A 16,353-nucleotide genomic window follows, 5' to 3' on the forward strand; every position below is an offset into this window, starting at 1 on the left:
AACTGAATGTCAGAACAGCACAATTATGATTCTTCCAGTATTAAAGTTCTGAAAGGATTGGACGCAGTACGGAAGCGTCCCGGCATGTACATAGGTGATACCGATGATGGAACAGGTCTACATCACATGGTGTTCGAGGTTGTAGATAACTCCATTGACGAAGCGTTAGCAGGACACTGTTCTGAAATCAAAGTACAAATTCATACTGATGGCTCTGTATCCGTGTCTGATAACGGCCGTGGTATTCCTACCGAACTACACCCGGAAGAGGGTGTGTCTGCTGCTGAAGTTATTATGACTGTACTTCACGCTGGCGGTAAATTTGATGATAACTCCTATAAGGTATCAGGTGGTTTGCACGGCGTTGGTGTATCGGTAGTAAATGCACTCTCCAGCAAACTAAAACTAACAATCCGTCGTGGAGGAAAAACCCACGAGCAGGAATATCAGCACGGTGTACCACAACAGCCACTGGCCGTGATTGGTGATACTGAAAGTTCTGGTACTGCAGTACGTTTTTGGCCAAGTACTGATACTTTCTCGGATGTTGAATTCCACTATGAAATTCTGGCCAAACGTTTACGCGAACTGTCATTCCTGAACTCAGGTGTATCAATTAAACTGAAAGACGAGCGCGACGGAAAAGAAGATCACTTCCATTATGAAGGCGGTATTCAGGCGTTTGTTGAATACCTTAACCGCAACAAAACACCTATTCACCAAAAGGTATTTCACTTCTCCAGCGAACGAGAAGATGGCATTTCTGTTGAGATATCTATGCAATGGAACGATGGCTTCCAGGAAAATATTTACTGCTTTACCAATAACATTCCACAGCGTGACGGTGGTACTCACTTAGCGGGTTTCCGTGGGGCACTAACTCGTACCCTGAATAACTACATGGAAAAGGAAGGGCTGAACAAAAAAGCCAAGACTTCTACCAGTGGTGATGATGCCCGTGAAGGGTTAACCGCAGTTGTGTCAGTAAAAGTACCTGATCCGAAATTCTCGTCACAAACTAAAGACAAACTGGTTTCTTCTGAAGTGCGTCCGGCTGTAGAGTCTGCCATGAACGAAAAACTGGCTGACTACTTACTGGAAAACCCAACAGAAAGTAAAATCATTGCCAGCAAGATTATTGATGCAGCACGCGCTCGTGAAGCAGCGCGTAAAGCCCGCGAAATGACACGTCGTAAAGGTGCATTAGACCTTGCCGGCTTACCAGGAAAACTGGCTGACTGTCAGGAAAAAGATCCGGCCCTTAGCGAACTGTATATAGTGGAGGGTGACTCTGCAGGTGGTTCAGCCAAGCAGGGTCGTAACCGTAAAAACCAGGCTATCCTGCCATTGAAAGGTAAGATCCTTAACGTTGAGAAAGCACGCTTCGATAAGATGCTGTCTTCTCAGGAAGTCGCTACCTTAATTACAGCACTGGGCTGTGGTATTGGTCGTGACGAATATGACCCGGAAAAACTGCGCTATCACAGTATCATCATCATGACCGATGCGGACGTGGATGGCTCGCATATCCGTACCTTGCTGCTGACGTTCTTCTACCGCCAAATGCCAGAAATTATCGAACGCGGCTATGTGTATATTGCCCAACCTCCACTGTATAAAGTGAAAAAAGGTAAGCAGGAACAGTATCTCAAAGACGATGATTCACTGACCAAACATCTGACTTCTATCGCGATGGATGGTGCTGAGTTATATACCAGCGAAGATGCGTTGCCTATCAAAGGTGTGGCGCTGGAAAATCTGGTACAGCAATACCAGGGCGTAGAAAAGATGATTGCGCGCATGTACCGGGTAATGCCAGTGAGCCTGTGGTACAAACTTATTTATACCAAAACACTGTCTACTGACGATCTGACTGATAAAGATGCTTTAGCTGCATTTGCCTCCGAGTTTACCAGCGCGCTGGAAACACAGGAAACCGATGGCGCGTTATACAAATACGAAATTAAACATGACGCTGAGCGTAGCGAATTCTACATTGCTATTATCATGCGTATGCACGGTATCGACTACGAATATAACCTTGGCAGAGACTTTATAGAGTCTGCTGAATATCAGCGCATTAAAGGCCTTAACGAAGCCATTAATGGCATGATGGAAGAGGGTGCCTATGTTAAGCGTAATGAGCGAAAAGAGCCGGTAACCTATTTTGTAGACGCACTGGAATGGCTCATGGGTGAAGCGAAGCGCGGTCAGTATATCCAGCGCTATAAAGGTCTGGGTGAAATGAACCCTGAACAGCTTTGGGAAACCACCATGGATCCGGAAAGCCGTCGTATGCTACAGGTCACCATCGAAGATGCCATTGCCTGTGACCAGTTGTTCACAACGCTAATGGGCGACCAGGTTGAACCGCGACGTGCCTTTATTGAAGCCAACGCCCTGAACGTAGAAAACCTCGACGTGTAGGCTGTTATTGCTAATTCTATAAACTAAAAGCCCGGCAAGACCTGCCGGGTTTTTTTATGGCTTTTCGATAACAGGCAGCTATGCATGACTGATGATCATGACAGCCGATACAAACACAGCTACATTGAACATCTAACAATACAGCCCGACTGCGGAATTGATAATAATGAAAAAACGACTACTACTTGCAGCAGCTATTACTGCATCACTGGGTTTTACCTCGCCGGTTTTAGCCGAGCAAGACACCTTTGAAATGTGGCCAGCTGCCCAATACAACGCCAGCATTCCTACCAGCCAGGATGTGCTCGGTTATGAACTGGGTGAGCGGATTACCAGCCATGCTGATACCTTAAAATACTATTATGCATTACAGGCTGCTGCGCCTGACAATATCAGAGTAGTGGAGTTCGGCGAAACCTGGGAAGGGCGCAAGCTCATCTACGCGGTAATCGGCTCTATAGAAAATCTCGCCAACCTTGAGCAATTTGCTAAAAACATGAACCGTCTGGCTGACCCAAGAACCACCTCTGCCAGTGAAGCCAACAAACTAATTACTTCTTTGCCCTCATCAGTTTGGCTGGAGCACGGTGTCCACGGCAACGAAATTTCCAGTACGGATGCATCAATGGTAACGGCTTACCATTTACTGGCCGCTACTAATCAACCCATGGTAAAGAAGATCCTTGATAACACCCTGGTGTTTATCGACCCGATGCAAAATCCTGATGGCCGTATGCGCTTTATCAATCAGTATTATGCAACAGTGGGGATGGAGCACAGTACCGACCGCCTGAGCGCTGAGCACAACGAGCCCTGGCCGCGTGGACGTTCCAACCATTATCTATTCGATATGAACCGTGACTGGCTGGCTATCACCCAGCCTGAAACCAAAGCTCGCATTCGTGTAATTAACAAATACAAACCCACTGTGGTCATCGATCTGCATGAAATGGGTGGCGACTCGAGCTACTTCTTTGTGCCTGCTGCGCAGCCTATCAACCCTCATATGCAGAAAGAGCAGCTGGAAAATAACGTTACCATCGGTAAGAATAACGCAAAATACTTCGATCAATTTGGCTTCAGCTACTACACCCGGGAAGTGTTTGATGCCTTTTATCCTGGCTACGGTGACAGCTGGCCAACTTTCTATGGTGCTTCCGCGGCAACTTATGAGGTTGCGTCTGCCCGGGGTGAGCAATTTGAAAAGCTGGACGGCAGTATTTTGCAATACCGCGATACAGTGCAGCGCCATTTCGTAGCGTCGATGGCAACGGCCGAAACTACCGCAGAACATCGTGAAAAAATCCTCAGCGACTTTTATCTTTATCAACAAAAAGCGATTGATGCGGGCAAAGATGATGACGAGCGTACCTTTATTCTGCCAAACGTCAGAGACAGGGCTGCAACGCATCGATTAGCCACATTAATGGCTGAGCATGGTGTCGAGGTTAAACAGGCATCAGAGAGCTTTAGAGCGTGCGGTGAGCGCTATAAGGCTGGCGCATTTATTATTGATACCGCCCAGCCACGAGGACTGTTTGCCAAGACCACCTTTACCCAGCAGGTGGATATGGATAAAACCTTTGTAGCTGAACAGGAGCGCCGCCGGGCCAATAAACTTCGCGATCAGATTTATGATGTCACCGGCTGGTCTCTGCCTTTAATGTTTAATGTTGATACCGAAAGCTGTGACGATGCAGTAAAAGTAGAAGGCAAGATGATCACCGCTGATATGCCGCTGCAATCCGAACTGGTTAATGCCGATGCCAAGGTGGCCTACCTTGTGCCGTGGGGCGATATGTCAGCAGGGCGGTTCTTAACGGCGGCACTGCGTGCAGGTATCCGGGTTAAGAGTGCAGACCAGGCCTTTAAGATGGAATCGGGTAGCTATCCTGCCGGTACCCTGATTGTAGAAGTTGCGCAAAACGGTAAAAACCTGGCAGAGCAAATCAGTCAGATTGCCACGGAGACTGGCGCCAGAGTAGTGGGGGTGGATACCAGCTGGGTGGTTGAAGGGCCAAGCTTTGGCAGTGAAAACACGGCAGGCATGAGCGCACCGAAAATCGCCATGGCATGGGATGAACCTACCAGCTCACTAAGTGCAGGCAGTCTGCGTTTTGTCATTGAGCGGCAGTTTAATTATCCGGTCACGGCTATCCGCGCCGGTAATATGAGTTGGGCTAACCTCAGTGATTATCAGGTTATCATTCTGCCTTCCGGTAACTACGCCAGACATCTGGGGGCAGGCGGTGCAGAAAACCTCAAAGACTGGGTAAGCAAAGGCGGTGTATTAATTACCATAGCCAATGCGACTCAGTGGGCAGCCAGCGAGAATGTTGGACTGTTGGATGTAAAGCGCGAGTATGCCTTAAAAGACGAAGACGTAACCGCACAGGGTGATGGTGACGTGGTCGAGGGTACCACCATCGAAAACCGACAAGGTTTCCTTAACGCCATAGAAAACGAGCAGGAACTACCAGACTATGTGGCGGGTATTCTGACCCGGGTTGAAGTTGACCAGGAGCACTGGCTTACCGCAGGGGTGAATCCCGAAGTGGTGGCTATGGTCACCGGAAACGATATTTACAGCCCAATCAAACTGGAGTCCGGTAAAAACGTGGCCTGGTTTAAGGGCCAGGAGGAAGTGGTAGCCAGTGGTTATATCTGGGATGAGTTTAAAACGCAGAGCGCTTATAAGCCGTTTCTGATCCACCAGCCTATGGGACGGGGGATGGTGATCGCTTATACCCAGGAGCCAACAGTCAGAGCTTATCTTGACGGCTTAAATGTGATGTTTATGAACAGCATATTTCGCGCCTCAGCTCATGCCTATCCGCTACGATAACGTTAGTCATCAATAGCCTTAAAGCAAAAACGGCGACATCAATTGAATATTGAGTCGCCGTTTTTATTTGCTTCCCGCTTAAAGGGCAGTGATATTCAGCATCAAACTGGTATTCGGGCTGCCTTTCACCGTGAATCTGTAGGTTGCAGTGCGAGGTGGCGTAAAGCGCATGTTAGCGGCTTCTGCGCCGCAGGTTAGCGACATGGATTGTTTAAGTGCAATGGCCAGGCCTTTATAACTGGCGCCACAGGTTTGACCGGTAGTCCAGTTGGCATTGGAAAACTTAAAGTCGTAGGGCTGCTCATCAGCAATCAATTCAACATCCACGTACCAGCCATTACTACCGCGCTGTAATTGATAAGCCGGTTTGGCTTCCCACCAGTTAAATACACCACGCAGGTACCAGTCTGAAAATACAATTTCTGGCTGTTTTTCCTGAAAGACGGGGTACTGACCGGTCTGCGTACAGGCTGTCATCAACAGGGATAACGGCAGAGCTAGCCAACGTTTTTGCATGATTGACTCCAAACTAAAGAAAATAAAAAAGGGCACGCCTGGTGCCCTTTAATGTACTTTATTGTTATTTGGCTAATAACGAAATGTCTGCGGTAGTGATAAACAGACTACGCAGTAATAACAGCAACGCCAGGCGGTTTGTTTTTACTGCCGGGTCGTCGGCCATCACCATTACGTTATCAAAGAAAGCATCGATACTAGGGCGTAACGTTGCCAGCTGAGCCAGTACTTCAGTGTATTCACGGTTAGCCGCATGGCTGTGAATACCGTCCTGAATCGCTTTAATATCGTTATACAAAGCGACTTCTGCATCTTCTGAGAGCAGTGACTCATCAACTTTCTGATCACCCTCAACGTTATTCTTGGCAAGAATATTCGCTACCCGCTTGTTGGCAGCGGCCAGCGCCTCAGCGGCTTCATTTTGCTTAAAGCCGGCAACAGCATTAATGCGCGCTAAGAAATCGGTGGGCTGTGTAGGGCGACGGGCAGAAACGGCCTGAATAACATCGGTTTCCACATCCTGGTCGTGTAGTAGGGCATTAAAGCGGCCTAATACGAAATCGACCACCTGTTCGATGACGTCCTGATTGGTAAGTTTATCACCGTAGATCTCAGCGGCCTTAGCAACCACATCCTCAAGGTCAATCAGTAATGATTTTTCGGTGATAATCCGCAATACACCAATGGCGGCACGACGCAGCGCAAACGGGTCTTTATCGCCTTTAGGTAACTGCCCTATACCAAAAATACCTACCAGCGTATCGAACTTATCGGCAAGTGCCACTGCAGCACTTTCCGGCGCTTCAGGTAATTGGTCGCCGGCAAAGCGTGGTAAATACTGCTCGTATAACGCATTGGCAACCGGCGCTGGCTCACCATCGTGCAGAGCATAGTATTTACCCATAACGCCCTGAACATCCGGAAACTCCATGACCATGTCAGTCATCAGATCGGTTTTGGATAACAGACCTGCACGTTGCGCGTGGGCATTATCTGCACCAATGATATCGGCAATGTAACCCGATAACGCCGCAATGCGATCCGACTTTTCTTTTAAAGTCCCTAACTGCTTCTGAAACAGCACTGACTCAAGAGAAGCTAAACGTGACTCGAGAGTTTGCTTTTTGTCGGTATTAAAGAAAAACTCGGCATCTGCAAGGCGCGGGCGGATGACCTTTTCGTTACCGTGAATAATCTGAATCGGATCGTGACTCTCGATATTGGTAACAAACAAGAATTTATTGGATAAAGAGCCATCTTTATTCAGCAAAGGCACGTATTTCTGATCGCCTTTCATGGTGTAAATCAGGGCTTCTTTTGGCACTTCCAGGAAAGCTTCGTCGAAACCAGCCTGCAACACCACCGGCCACTCAACCAATGCTGCGATTTCGTTTAACAGGCTTTCATCGTAATCGGCAATCAGGCCCAGTTCGTCGGCTTTAGCATTCAGTGATTCAGCAATGCTGGTTGCGCGGCTGGCGAAATCGGCTACAACATAATGGGCTTTCAACGCACTCTGGTAATTGTCAGCGTGATCCAGTTCAAAGGTTTTCTCACCGTGAAAACGGTGGCCCTGAATTGTTCTGGCACTGCTTAATCCAAGCGTTGCAATATCAATCAGTTCATCACCATAAAGCGCACACAGCGTGTGTACCGGGCGAATAAACTGGGTGTTGTAGTCACCCCATTTCATTGGTTTAGGGATTGGTAGTTTAGCAATCGCCTGACTGACAATGTCTTCCAGCAGCTCACTGATCTTCTGGCCTTTTACTTCGGCCTTGTACATCAGCCATTCACCTTTATCGGTAACCAGACGGTCAGCATCTTCAACACTGATACCATTACCGCGGGCCCAGCCCATGGCGGCTTTGGTTGGATTTCCATCCGCATCGAAGGCAGCAGAGACGGCAGGGCCGCGTTTTTCTACTACTTTATCCTGCTGTGATTCGGCCAGGGTAGTAACGTACACGGCCAAACGACGCGGCGCGGCAAACCACTGTACATTGCTGTAACCCAGCTCTGCTGCGCTTAACGCATCTTTGATGTTATCGGCAAAGCTTGAGCCCAGTTGGATAAGGGCTTTCGGGGGTAGCTCTTCGGTACCCAGTTCAACTAATAAATTTTCGGTGCGCACCTTTTACTGCTCCTTCTTACACAGCGGGAAACCAAGCTCTTCACGGGCATTGTAATAAGCTTGTGCAACGGCTTTGGCAAGGGTTCTAACGCGTAAGATGTAACGTTGTCTCTCCGTAACAGATATCGCGTGGCGGGCATCCAGCAGGTTAAATGCATGGGATGCTTTCATTACCTGCTCATAAGCCGGTAACGGCAGATTCTTTTCAATCAGCATTTGACAAGCCGTTTCGCACTCATCAAACGTTCTGAACATGACGTCAACGTTGGCATATTCAAAGTTATAGGTGGATTGCTCCACTTCGTTCTGGTGGAACACATCGCCGTAGGTCACTTTACCCATTGGGCCGTCAGTCCAGACCAGATCGTAAATGCTGTCGACGCCCTGGATATACATGGCCAGACGCTCAAGACCGTAAGTGATCTCACCGGTAACAGGTTTACACTCAAGGCCACCCACTTGCTGGAAGTAGGTAAATTGGGTCACTTCCATACCATTCAGCCAGATTTCCCAGCCCAGACCCCATGCACCCAGGGTAGGTGATTCCCAGTTATCTTCTACAAAGCGAATGTCGTGCACCAGTGGGTCGAAGCCAAGCTCTTTTAACGAGCCTAAATAAAGCTCCTGGAAGTTATCCGGAGAAGGCTTGAGCATGACCTGAAACTGATAGTAATGCTGCAGACGGTTAGGGTTTTCACCATAGCGACCGTCAGTAGGGCGTCGGCTTGGTTGCACGTAAGCACTGCTAATAGGCTCCGGGCCCAACGAACGCAGGAACGTCATAGGGTGAAAGGTACCTGCTCCAACTTCCATATCCAGTGGTTGAATAATCACACAACCTTGTCTGGCCCAGTAATCCTGTAAGGCAAGGATCAAGCCCTGAAATGTTTTAATATCGTACTTGTGCATACATTAACGAATATAACTGACTGATGACTTAAAGAGGTGGGTTAGTATACATTTTGTCAGGCCATGAATGTAGGCCTAGGGTGGCTTAATTACCCGCTTGTTGACTAAAAAGTCCGGTTTATTCCAACAAAACCGGCGTTGTACAGCGAAGAGTATTACGGTTGTCCTATCACAGGAGAGAAAAATGAGTGAAAGTGTTATTCGGTGTGGCTGGGTGTCGGACGATCCGATTTATCAGCAATACCATGATGAAGTATGGGGGCGGCCTGAATATGACTCCCAACAGCTGTTTGCAAAACTGTGTCTGGATGGGCAGCAGGCTGGCCTGAGCTGGATAACGATTTTAAAAAAACAGGCGGGGTTTGAAGCGGCCTTTCATCAATTCGACCCGGTCAAAATTGCCGCCATGAACGACCAGGACGTTGAGCGACTGCTACAAAACCCACAGATTATTCGTAGCCGGGCAAAAATTAATGCCATTATTACTAACGCCAGAGCCTATCTGACACTTACCGAAAATAGGGAATTCAGTGATTTTATCTGGCAGTTCACCAACCATAAAACCGTGGTAAATCAGTGGCAGGACTACCGGGATGCGCCTACCAGTACCGAAGAGTCTAAGGCGATGGCAAAGGCACTCAAAAAAGCGGGTTTTAAATTTGTTGGCGAGACGATTTGCTATGCCTTTATGCAGGCTGTGGGCATGGTCAACGACCACACCACAGACTGTCATTGTTACGAAAGTGTGCGGGAATTGGCTAACTGCGGATAGCGCTCTTCACAGTAGGCGATAATAGCCGGCAGCTCTTTTAAAACCGGCGTTTCGTGTTGCTCTTCGATAGCTTCGCGGGCTTTGTCTTCATTGAAGCGCTGCTGTTTGGATAATGCCTTACGGTCTTCTAAAATGGCGAAGCCGCTGACTTCAGTAAACAGCGTGTGAATAGCCGGATATTCACCAGCATAGTCGCGGGCTTCTTCCGGCAGTGCTCTGAGTAGCCGGCAGATACGTATAGTACCTTCTGATACATTACACTGTTGCTGCTGCATCGCTCTGGCAATGGTGTGAATACTTTCAAACATCACTACCAGGCGCTTTTCACGGGCATCCTTTTGGCGAGCGTTTTGCTGCTGTAACTGAAAAACCAGTTTGCCGGCGTAAACACCCAGCCCGGCGATGATCAGCAGACCAATGCTAACCAGAATTATCCAAAGCATAGTTATTTCTCGTAGTCGTCCAGTTTCAATGCATCGAGTGCATCTAAATCGTCGATTTCGTCTTCCTCATCTTCTTCATCACTGATACCCATCAGGTCACACAACACTTTATGGCGAGCCATAGTGGTATCCACGTAGTGCTGCTGCTCTTTGGTTATCTTCTCACCGTCATCGAGTTTATCCAGTAAGCTGGCCAGACGATCATCAGCCTCAATGGCCGCTAACTCTTCAGCCGGGGTAGCAAACTTGCGCTTTTCAATCTTAGCCGGTACTGATTTGATCAGTGGCACCGGTTTCTTACTGCCTAAGCGCGGGTCTTTGTTGGTATTGGAAGTGGCTTTATCAGCTTTCTTCTGTTCAACATTATGTCGGCTACCCGGGGCTTTGCCTTTATGCTTTTTAGGCCGTTCAGAAGACTTGGTATTAACATGATCCGGGTTCTTACGAACGCCAATCAAACCTACCTTTCTGGATTTTTTCTTTTTTGCCATAGTATTTTGTCGAGCTCCTGCGCTCTGGTGCAGTGTTTAATAGCTACCATTATAACGTGTTATTACGCGAGCTTCTGCATCAATACAATATCGCGGTCGGGAAAGATCACATTTAACTGATACTCCCGAGCCAGCCAGGTAAAGGTTTCAACAGAAAAAAAGCTGACGTGCGTGGGGTCATTTTTATAATGCCAGTTGGCAAATTTTTCGGCACTTAGTACCCGCTTGGTCATGATGGCCAGCCAGCCCTCGGGCGCGAGTAGCGCCATCCAGCGCCGCCATTCTGTTGCCGGTGTGTGGAAATGTTCAATAGATTCTGTCGCCGTGATCAAATCATAGCTGGTGCCGGGAATTTCGTGCGGGCCGAAAAAGGGGTCGAAACAATCGGTATTAAAGCCCGCTTTGTTAAGTAAGTGCGCCAATGCCGGGCAGGGGCCTGAGCCGTAATCCAACACTTTAGCATCCGTATTCAGATGCGGCGTAACACAGTCTACTAAACGATTTAGGTAGCGTAGGTAGCCTTCGTCTTCGAGGCTGTTCTGATGCAGGCGGTACTCAGCCAGTTCCTGTTTCGGCTCTGGTAAGCATTGCGGATCGACAAACACCAACAGACACTGATTGCAGCGAAAGTAGGTACGTTTTTTATCCTGATGAAACTGAACGTATTGTTTAGACTGGCAAAGTGGGCAATTAAACATGATTTACCGCAATAAAAAAGGTGATGGTATCACACCATCACCTTGTTAATTGAGTGTCAGATGACACCTCTCCCGTTAGTGCACTTCTCTGTGCGGCTGGCTTTCCTGCAGTGCTCCCCTTATTGTTCTTTTTCACAGAGCATTTTTTGTTCTGGGTCTTCCTGACACTTTATAAATTCATCCGTGGACTGACTTTTTATTTTTGTTGTTATTGTCGGGCTGTTTCACAACAGGTTTCACGACGCAAACTAGCTTACACTAACTGTAATAAATTACAACACTGCGTGTTACATTTTATTAACAATGGCGTGTAAGCATTAGTCAGCACGGTAAATTTTAGTGTAAACCCGCGATATAATTCGCCAGGATTTCGATGTCTTCGTCAGTCAGTTTAGAGGCTACGTCGCGCATCATACCGTTCATGTCGTTGTGACGTTCGCCGGCGCGGAAGGCTTTTAACTGAGCAGTAGTATAGGCTGCATGCTGACCACTGATATCCGGGAAACCTGCTAATTGCATGCCGTTACCACTTGGGCCGTGACACGCAATACAAGCTGTTACGCCACGTTCTGCATCACCACCGCGGTACAGAGCTTCTCCCGGCTCAACAAAGTTTTCCGGAGTAGAGCCCGGCGTTGCTTCCTGGCTTGAGAAGTAAGCCGCCAAATCGGCAATATCCTGATCGCTCAGCGGGGCAGCCATACCGTTCATCACGGCATTATTACGACCTTCTTCGCCACCGGTAGAAGAGGCTAAGCGGAATTCGGTTAATTGTTTTACCAGATAGTTCTGGTGCTGACCGGCAATCTTGGGATTGATATCGATCATACTGTTTCCATCAGGTCCGTGACAGGCAGCACAGACAGCTGATTTTGCTTTACCAGCTTCAGGGTCTCCTTCGGCAGTAACAGAAGTGGTAAACCCAAGGGTTAAACAAACCAACAAACACAGTTTTTTCATAATTTTTCTCTTACAAGGATCCAACGGCTGATGTGATATACGTGATATCATGCGTATTTTACACATTTAACGCGTCAGAAAAACCTATTCCATGCTAAAACTATGGAATAACATCGGTTTAATATTGAACTACGACTAATGTAGCAGACGTTCTGACATTATGAGTACCCCATGAGTTATTACAGCAAAGCAAAATTTTTTACCAGTGCCCCCGACATTAAGCACCTTAAAGATGATAGCGGTATTGAGGTCGCCTTCGCCGGACGGTCAAATGCCGGTAAGTCCAGCGCTTTAAACACATTAACCCGGCAGAAAAATCTGGCCAGAACCAGTAAAACCCCAGGCCGCACTCAGCTTATTAACGTGTTTGAGCTGGAAGCCGATAAGCGCTTGGTGGATTTGCCCGGATACGGTTATGCCAAAGTACCGCTGGCCATGAAGCAAAAATGGCAGCGTTCCCTTGGTGAGTACTTACAACAGCGCAAAAGCCTGAAGGGCCTGGTTGTACTGATGGATATTCGTCATCCTTATAAAGACATCGACCAGGATCTTATCCATTGGGCAGTGGAGGCCGGGATCCCGGTTCTGGCGTTATTAACCAAAGCCGACAAATTAAAATCAGGTAAACGCAAAGCGCAATTACTGATGGCCAGGGAAGCCGCGCTGGCATTTTGCGGTGACGTCACTGTGCAGACTTTTTCAGCTTTAAATAAACACGGTTTACCTGAATTTGAAGCAGTGCTGAACCAATGGTTTGGTCTGATCAAAGATGAGCCGGCGGATGAGGAAGGTAGCGCTGATTAGCAGCGCCCAAAAAATAACCCCATTCATGGAATGGGGTTAAGGACTGAGAGAAAACACATAAAAAAACCGATTATAAGAGTACGTAATCACCCCGAAAGTTCAGAAATAATTCATTTATTTTTAAATTAATTTTATTCTTTTTATTTATCAGTATTTTAAGCGTGAAAAAATCGTTGTTCAGGCGTGTTGAGGAAGGTAGAAATACTTTACGGGCAGCTTGAACGGGCCCGCCTGCAGTTTTATTCCAGACATAAAAAAAGCTCCGGTAAACACCGGAGCTCAAATCAAAGGTTTGAAAAATGATTTCTCACCTCTGTACCCTACAGTGGTAAGACTACCTAAGCTAAACGAAAACGGCAAGTCAAAAATGTAATTTTATTACTTATGTAACCGGTGACTTGCCGTAATATTCAGCAATTGTTACGTTTTTTCTGAAAGCTAATTACCTTTTTAGTGTGCTTCTTCCCAGTTTTCGCCATTTCCGGCTTCTACTTTCAGTGGTACCGACAGTGTTGCCGCTTGTTCCATTAGTTCCACTATGGTTGCTACATTGGTATCCAGGGTGTCCTGCTTGATTTCAAATACCAATTCATCGTGCACCTGCATGATCATCACTACGTCATCGTTGTCGGTGCTACGGTTCCAATCATCCACCTGAATCATAGCCATTTTTATTACGTCGGCAGCCGTGCCCTGCATGGGTGCATTGATGGCCGCCCGTTCGGCACCTTTGCGACGCGCACCGTTGCTCGATTTAATTTCAGGCAGATACAGCCGGCGGCCAAATACGGTTTCGACATAACCATGTTCTTTGGCAAATTCACGGGTACGATCCATATACTCGAGTACGCCGGGGTAACGTTTGAAATACAGATCCATATATTCCTGGGCTTCCTGGCGGCTAACATGTAACTGTTTGGCCAGACCAAATGCAGACATCCCGTAAATCAGGCCAAAGTTAATGGCTTTGGCGCTGCGGCGCTGGTTATCGGTGACGTCATCTTCAGCAACATTAAATACTTCCGAGGCCGTTGCCCGGTGAATATCCTTGCCATGGGCAAAGGCGTCGAGCAGTCCCTTATCGCCGGACAAGTGAGCCATAATCCGCAACTCGATTTGTGAGTAGTCGGCCGCCACAATCTTGTATCCCTCGCGGGCGATAAAGGCTTTACGCACCCGGCGGCCTTCTTCGTTGCGAATAGGGATATTCTGTAAGTTAGGATCCGTTGACGATAGCCGGCCGGTGGCGGTCACTGCCTGATGATAAGAGGTATGAACACGACCGGTGCGATGATTAATCATCTTCGGCAGTTTATCCGTGTAGGTATTCTTAAGCTTGGTCAGACCGCGGTATTCCATAATCAGCGCCGGCAGAGGGTAGTCCAGTGCCAGTTCCTGCAACACTTCTTCAGAGGTTGAAGGTGCGCCTTTAGGGGTCTTTTTAACCACCGGCAGCTCCATCTTCTCAAACAGAATGTGCTGCAGTTGTTTGGTGGAGCCCAAATTAAATGCTTCCCCGGCCATCTCATGCACTTCTTTTTCAAGCTCCATGATGCGGGTAGCCAGTTGCTGACTTTGCTGACTTAATTGCTGACTGTCTATCAGTACACCCTGTTGTTCCATGCGGGCCAGAATAGAGGCCAGTGGTACTTCAATTTCCTGCAGAATTTTCTTCAGGGTGTCTTCGGCCGCTACCTTTGGCCACAGCACTTCGTGTAAACGCAGGGTGATGTCGGCATCTTCTGCCGCATAAAAGGCGGCTTGTTCCAGCTCGATCTGATTAAAGGTGAGCTGTTTAGCCCCTTTACCCGCGATCTCTTCATAATGAACGGTACGATGGTTCAGATAGTTTTGTGCCAGGGTATCCATATCGTGTCGACTACCGGTACTGTTTAATACATAAGACTCGAGCATGGTATCGAAACCAATGCCATCGAGTGTAATGTCGTAATTAGCGAGTACATTTTTGTCGTACTTAAGATGCTGGCCTACCTTGATCCGGGAAGCATCCTCCAGCCAGGGTTTTAACTGCTGAAGTAACCAGTCTCTGGATAGCTGTTCCGGTGCATCCGGGTAGTCATGTGCAACCGGCAGGTACGCGGCAACACCAGGCTCCATACAAAAAGACATACCAACCAGCTCCGCTTCCATATAGTCCAGGCTGGTGGTTTCGGTATCAAAAGCAACAATATCGGCCAGTTGGATTCTTTCAAACCACTGCTTGAATGTGGCTTCGTCGAGGATCGTTGTGTAGTCAGTCTCGATATCAGCAGCGGCGGAATCTTCTTCATCGGTCTCTTTACTTTGACTGTCTGAATCTGTTGCGGCCGGTGTGGCCTGACTGCTGGTGACTTCGGTGTACCAGCGCTTAAATTCGTATTCGCTGTACAGATCAGCCAGTTTGTCGTTATCGGCTTGTTCCGGGGTAAGGGTTTGTGGCGAATAGTCGAGGTTAAGGTCTACATCAATGGTTGCCAGCTTATAAGATAAACGGGCTTGCTCTTCATACTCGGCCATTTTCTTGCCCAGTGTTTTGGCACCGCGAAAATCCAGTTCGGCAATTTTATCCAGGTTTTGATAGATGGCTTCGATGCCACCAATACCATTTAATAGTCCCTGGGCGCTCTTATCCCCAACACCCGGTACACCAGGAATATTATCGACTTTATCCCCTTTGAGTGCGAGGAAGTCGATGACCAGTTCTGGCGGGATCCCAAACTTATCCTGCACACCCTGAACGTCCATCAACTGGTTGTTCATGGTATTGATTAATGTTACGTGCTCATTGACTAACTGAGCCATGTCCTTATCGCCGGTGCTGATCAGGGTGTCTATGCCCTGTTCACCGGCCTGGCGGGCGAGGGTACCGATTACGTCGTCAGCTTCTACCCCGTCTTCGATAATCAGCGGTAAGCCCATGGCTTTAATAATATCGTGCAGCGGTGCTATTTGCGAGCGCAGCTCATCGGGCATGGGAGGGCGGTTAGCCTTGTATTCCGGATAGATATCATCCCGAAAGGTCTTTCCCTTGGCATCGAATACCACGCCAATATGCGTTGGGTTGTACTGTTTAATCAAGCTTTTGAGCATATTGATCACGCCATAGATCGCGCCTGTATCCTGACCCTTGGTATTGGTCAGCGGTGGTAATCCATGAAAAGCTCTGAACAGGTATGACGACCCATCGACGAGGATAAACGGGGGCTTTGAAGGGGATGACATGATTAAAATCTTCTTTTGCTATGGTCTGTGGCGAAGCATGCCATACACCTTTAGTGATGGCTACTATTGCGATCCCAGTGGTTGTGGATAACTTTGTGATCTAATGTGATCAACGTAAATTTTTCGCGATCA

General features: G+C 47.9%; 12 protein-coding genes. 4 read left to right on the top strand and 8 right to left on the bottom strand.

From position 1 onward, the window contains the following. Positions 1–6: 6 nt before the first annotated feature. Both gyrB and C6Y40_RS16080 read left to right on the top strand, forming a co-directional pair. Positions 7–2,427 (top strand): DNA topoisomerase (ATP-hydrolyzing) subunit B, encoded by a 2,421-nt coding sequence (gyrB, locus tag C6Y40_RS16075; RefSeq protein ID WP_105935439.1) that lies wholly within the window; start codon positions 7–9, stop codon positions 2,425–2,427. Positions 2,428–2,593: 166 nt separating this feature from the next. Then, positions 2,594–5,272, top strand: coding sequence for a M14 family metallopeptidase (locus tag C6Y40_RS16080; protein ID WP_105935440.1), 2,679 nt, complete (start codon positions 2,594–2,596; stop codon positions 5,270–5,272). Between the two features lie 78 nt (positions 5,273–5,350). On the opposite strand, the gene C6Y40_RS16085 is transcribed toward C6Y40_RS16080, so the two are convergent. From C6Y40_RS16085 to glyQ, 3 genes are all read right to left on the bottom strand, one after another. Further along, entirely contained in the window at positions 5,351–5,788 is a 438-nt protein-coding gene (locus C6Y40_RS16085; RefSeq protein WP_105935441.1) for an early set domain-containing protein, read from the bottom strand. A gap of 64 nt (positions 5,789–5,852) precedes the next feature. After that, complete coding sequence (gene glyS / locus C6Y40_RS16090) at positions 5,853–7,922, bottom strand: glycine--tRNA ligase subunit beta (protein ID WP_105935442.1); 2,070 nt, start codon at positions 7,920–7,922, stop codon at positions 5,853–5,855. 3 nt (positions 7,923–7,925) lie between these two features. After that, on the bottom strand, positions 7,926–8,831 hold the full coding sequence (gene glyQ / locus C6Y40_RS16095) for a glycine--tRNA ligase subunit alpha (RefSeq protein ID WP_105935443.1): 906 nt from the start codon (positions 8,829–8,831) through the stop codon (positions 7,926–7,928). 184 nt (positions 8,832–9,015) lie between these two features. Here glyQ and C6Y40_RS16100 point away from each other — a divergent pair, with 184 nt between their 5' ends. Next, on the top strand, positions 9,016–9,603 hold the full coding sequence (locus tag C6Y40_RS16100) for a DNA-3-methyladenine glycosylase I (RefSeq protein WP_105935444.1): 588 nt from the start codon (positions 9,016–9,018) through the stop codon (positions 9,601–9,603). On the opposite strand, the gene C6Y40_RS16105 is transcribed toward C6Y40_RS16100, so the two are convergent. The 4 genes from C6Y40_RS16105 to C6Y40_RS16120 all read right to left on the bottom strand — a co-directional run bounded on the left by C6Y40_RS16105 (position 9,567) and on the right by C6Y40_RS16120 (position 12,195). Further along, entirely contained in the window at positions 9,567–10,046 is a 480-nt protein-coding gene (locus tag C6Y40_RS16105; protein ID WP_105935445.1) for a DUF2489 domain-containing protein, read from the bottom strand. The genes C6Y40_RS16100 and C6Y40_RS16105 overlap by 37 nt on opposite strands. 2 nt (positions 10,047–10,048) lie before the next feature. Next, the gene (gene yihI, locus C6Y40_RS16110; RefSeq protein ID WP_105935446.1) at positions 10,049–10,537 is read right to left on the bottom strand and encodes a Der GTPase-activating protein YihI; all 489 of its coding nucleotides are present in this window, start codon (positions 10,535–10,537) and stop codon (positions 10,049–10,051) included. Positions 10,538–10,599: 62 nt separating this feature from the next. Beyond that, entirely contained in the window at positions 10,600–11,235 is a 636-nt protein-coding gene (locus C6Y40_RS16115) for a class I SAM-dependent methyltransferase (protein WP_205664789.1), read from the bottom strand. 336 nt (positions 11,236–11,571) lie between these two features. Next, positions 11,572–12,195 (bottom strand): c-type cytochrome, encoded by a 624-nt coding sequence (locus tag C6Y40_RS16120; protein ID WP_105935448.1) that lies wholly within the window; start codon positions 12,193–12,195, stop codon positions 11,572–11,574. A gap of 171 nt (positions 12,196–12,366) precedes the next feature. Between C6Y40_RS16120 and yihA the strand changes: the two genes are divergently transcribed. After that, positions 12,367–12,999, top strand: a complete 633-nt coding sequence (gene yihA, locus C6Y40_RS16125) for a ribosome biogenesis GTP-binding protein YihA/YsxC (RefSeq protein WP_105935449.1) — start codon at positions 12,367–12,369, stop codon at positions 12,997–12,999. Between the two features lie 450 nt (positions 13,000–13,449). On the opposite strand, the gene polA is transcribed toward yihA, so the two are convergent. Next, on the bottom strand, positions 13,450–16,221 hold the full coding sequence (gene polA, locus C6Y40_RS16130; protein ID WP_105935450.1) for a DNA polymerase I: 2,772 nt from the start codon (positions 16,219–16,221) through the stop codon (positions 13,450–13,452). Positions 16,222–16,353: the final 132 nt, after the last annotated feature.

Source organism: Marisediminitalea alba (assembly GCF_002993365.1).
Lineage (GTDB): Bacteria > Pseudomonadota > Gammaproteobacteria > Enterobacterales > Alteromonadaceae > Alteromonas > Alteromonas alba.

Excerpts from the sequence above, each read along its gene's own strand:
- gyrB (WP_105935439.1), top strand. The coding sequence starts at position 7 with ATGTCAGAACAGCACAATTATGATTCTTCCAGTATTAAAGTTCTGAAA.
- C6Y40_RS16080 (WP_105935440.1), top strand. The coding sequence starts at position 2,594 with ATGAAAAAACGACTACTACTTGCAGCAGCTATTACTGCATCACTGGGT.
- C6Y40_RS16085 (WP_105935441.1), bottom strand. The coding sequence starts at position 5,788 with ATGCAAAAACGTTGGCTAGCTCTGCCGTTATCCCTGTTGATGACAGCC.
- glyQ (WP_105935443.1), bottom strand. The coding sequence starts at position 8,831 with ATGCACAAGTACGATATTAAAACATTTCAGGGCTTGATCCTTGCCTTA.
- C6Y40_RS16100 (WP_105935444.1), top strand. The coding sequence starts at position 9,016 with ATGAGTGAAAGTGTTATTCGGTGTGGCTGGGTGTCGGACGATCCGATT.
- C6Y40_RS16105 (WP_105935445.1), bottom strand. The coding sequence starts at position 10,046 with ATGCTTTGGATAATTCTGGTTAGCATTGGTCTGCTGATCATCGCCGGG.
- yihI (WP_105935446.1), bottom strand. The coding sequence starts at position 10,537 with ATGGCAAAAAAGAAAAAATCCAGAAAGGTAGGTTTGATTGGCGTTCGT.
- C6Y40_RS16115 (WP_205664789.1), bottom strand. The coding sequence starts at position 11,235 with ATGTTTAATTGCCCACTTTGCCAGTCTAAACAATACGTTCAGTTTCAT.
- C6Y40_RS16120 (WP_105935448.1), bottom strand. The coding sequence starts at position 12,195 with ATGAAAAAACTGTGTTTGTTGGTTTGTTTAACCCTTGGGTTTACCACT.
- yihA (WP_105935449.1), top strand. The coding sequence starts at position 12,367 with ATGAGTTATTACAGCAAAGCAAAATTTTTTACCAGTGCCCCCGACATT.
- polA (WP_105935450.1), bottom strand. The coding sequence starts at position 16,221 with ATGTCATCCCCTTCAAAGCCCCCGTTTATCCTCGTCGATGGGTCGTCA.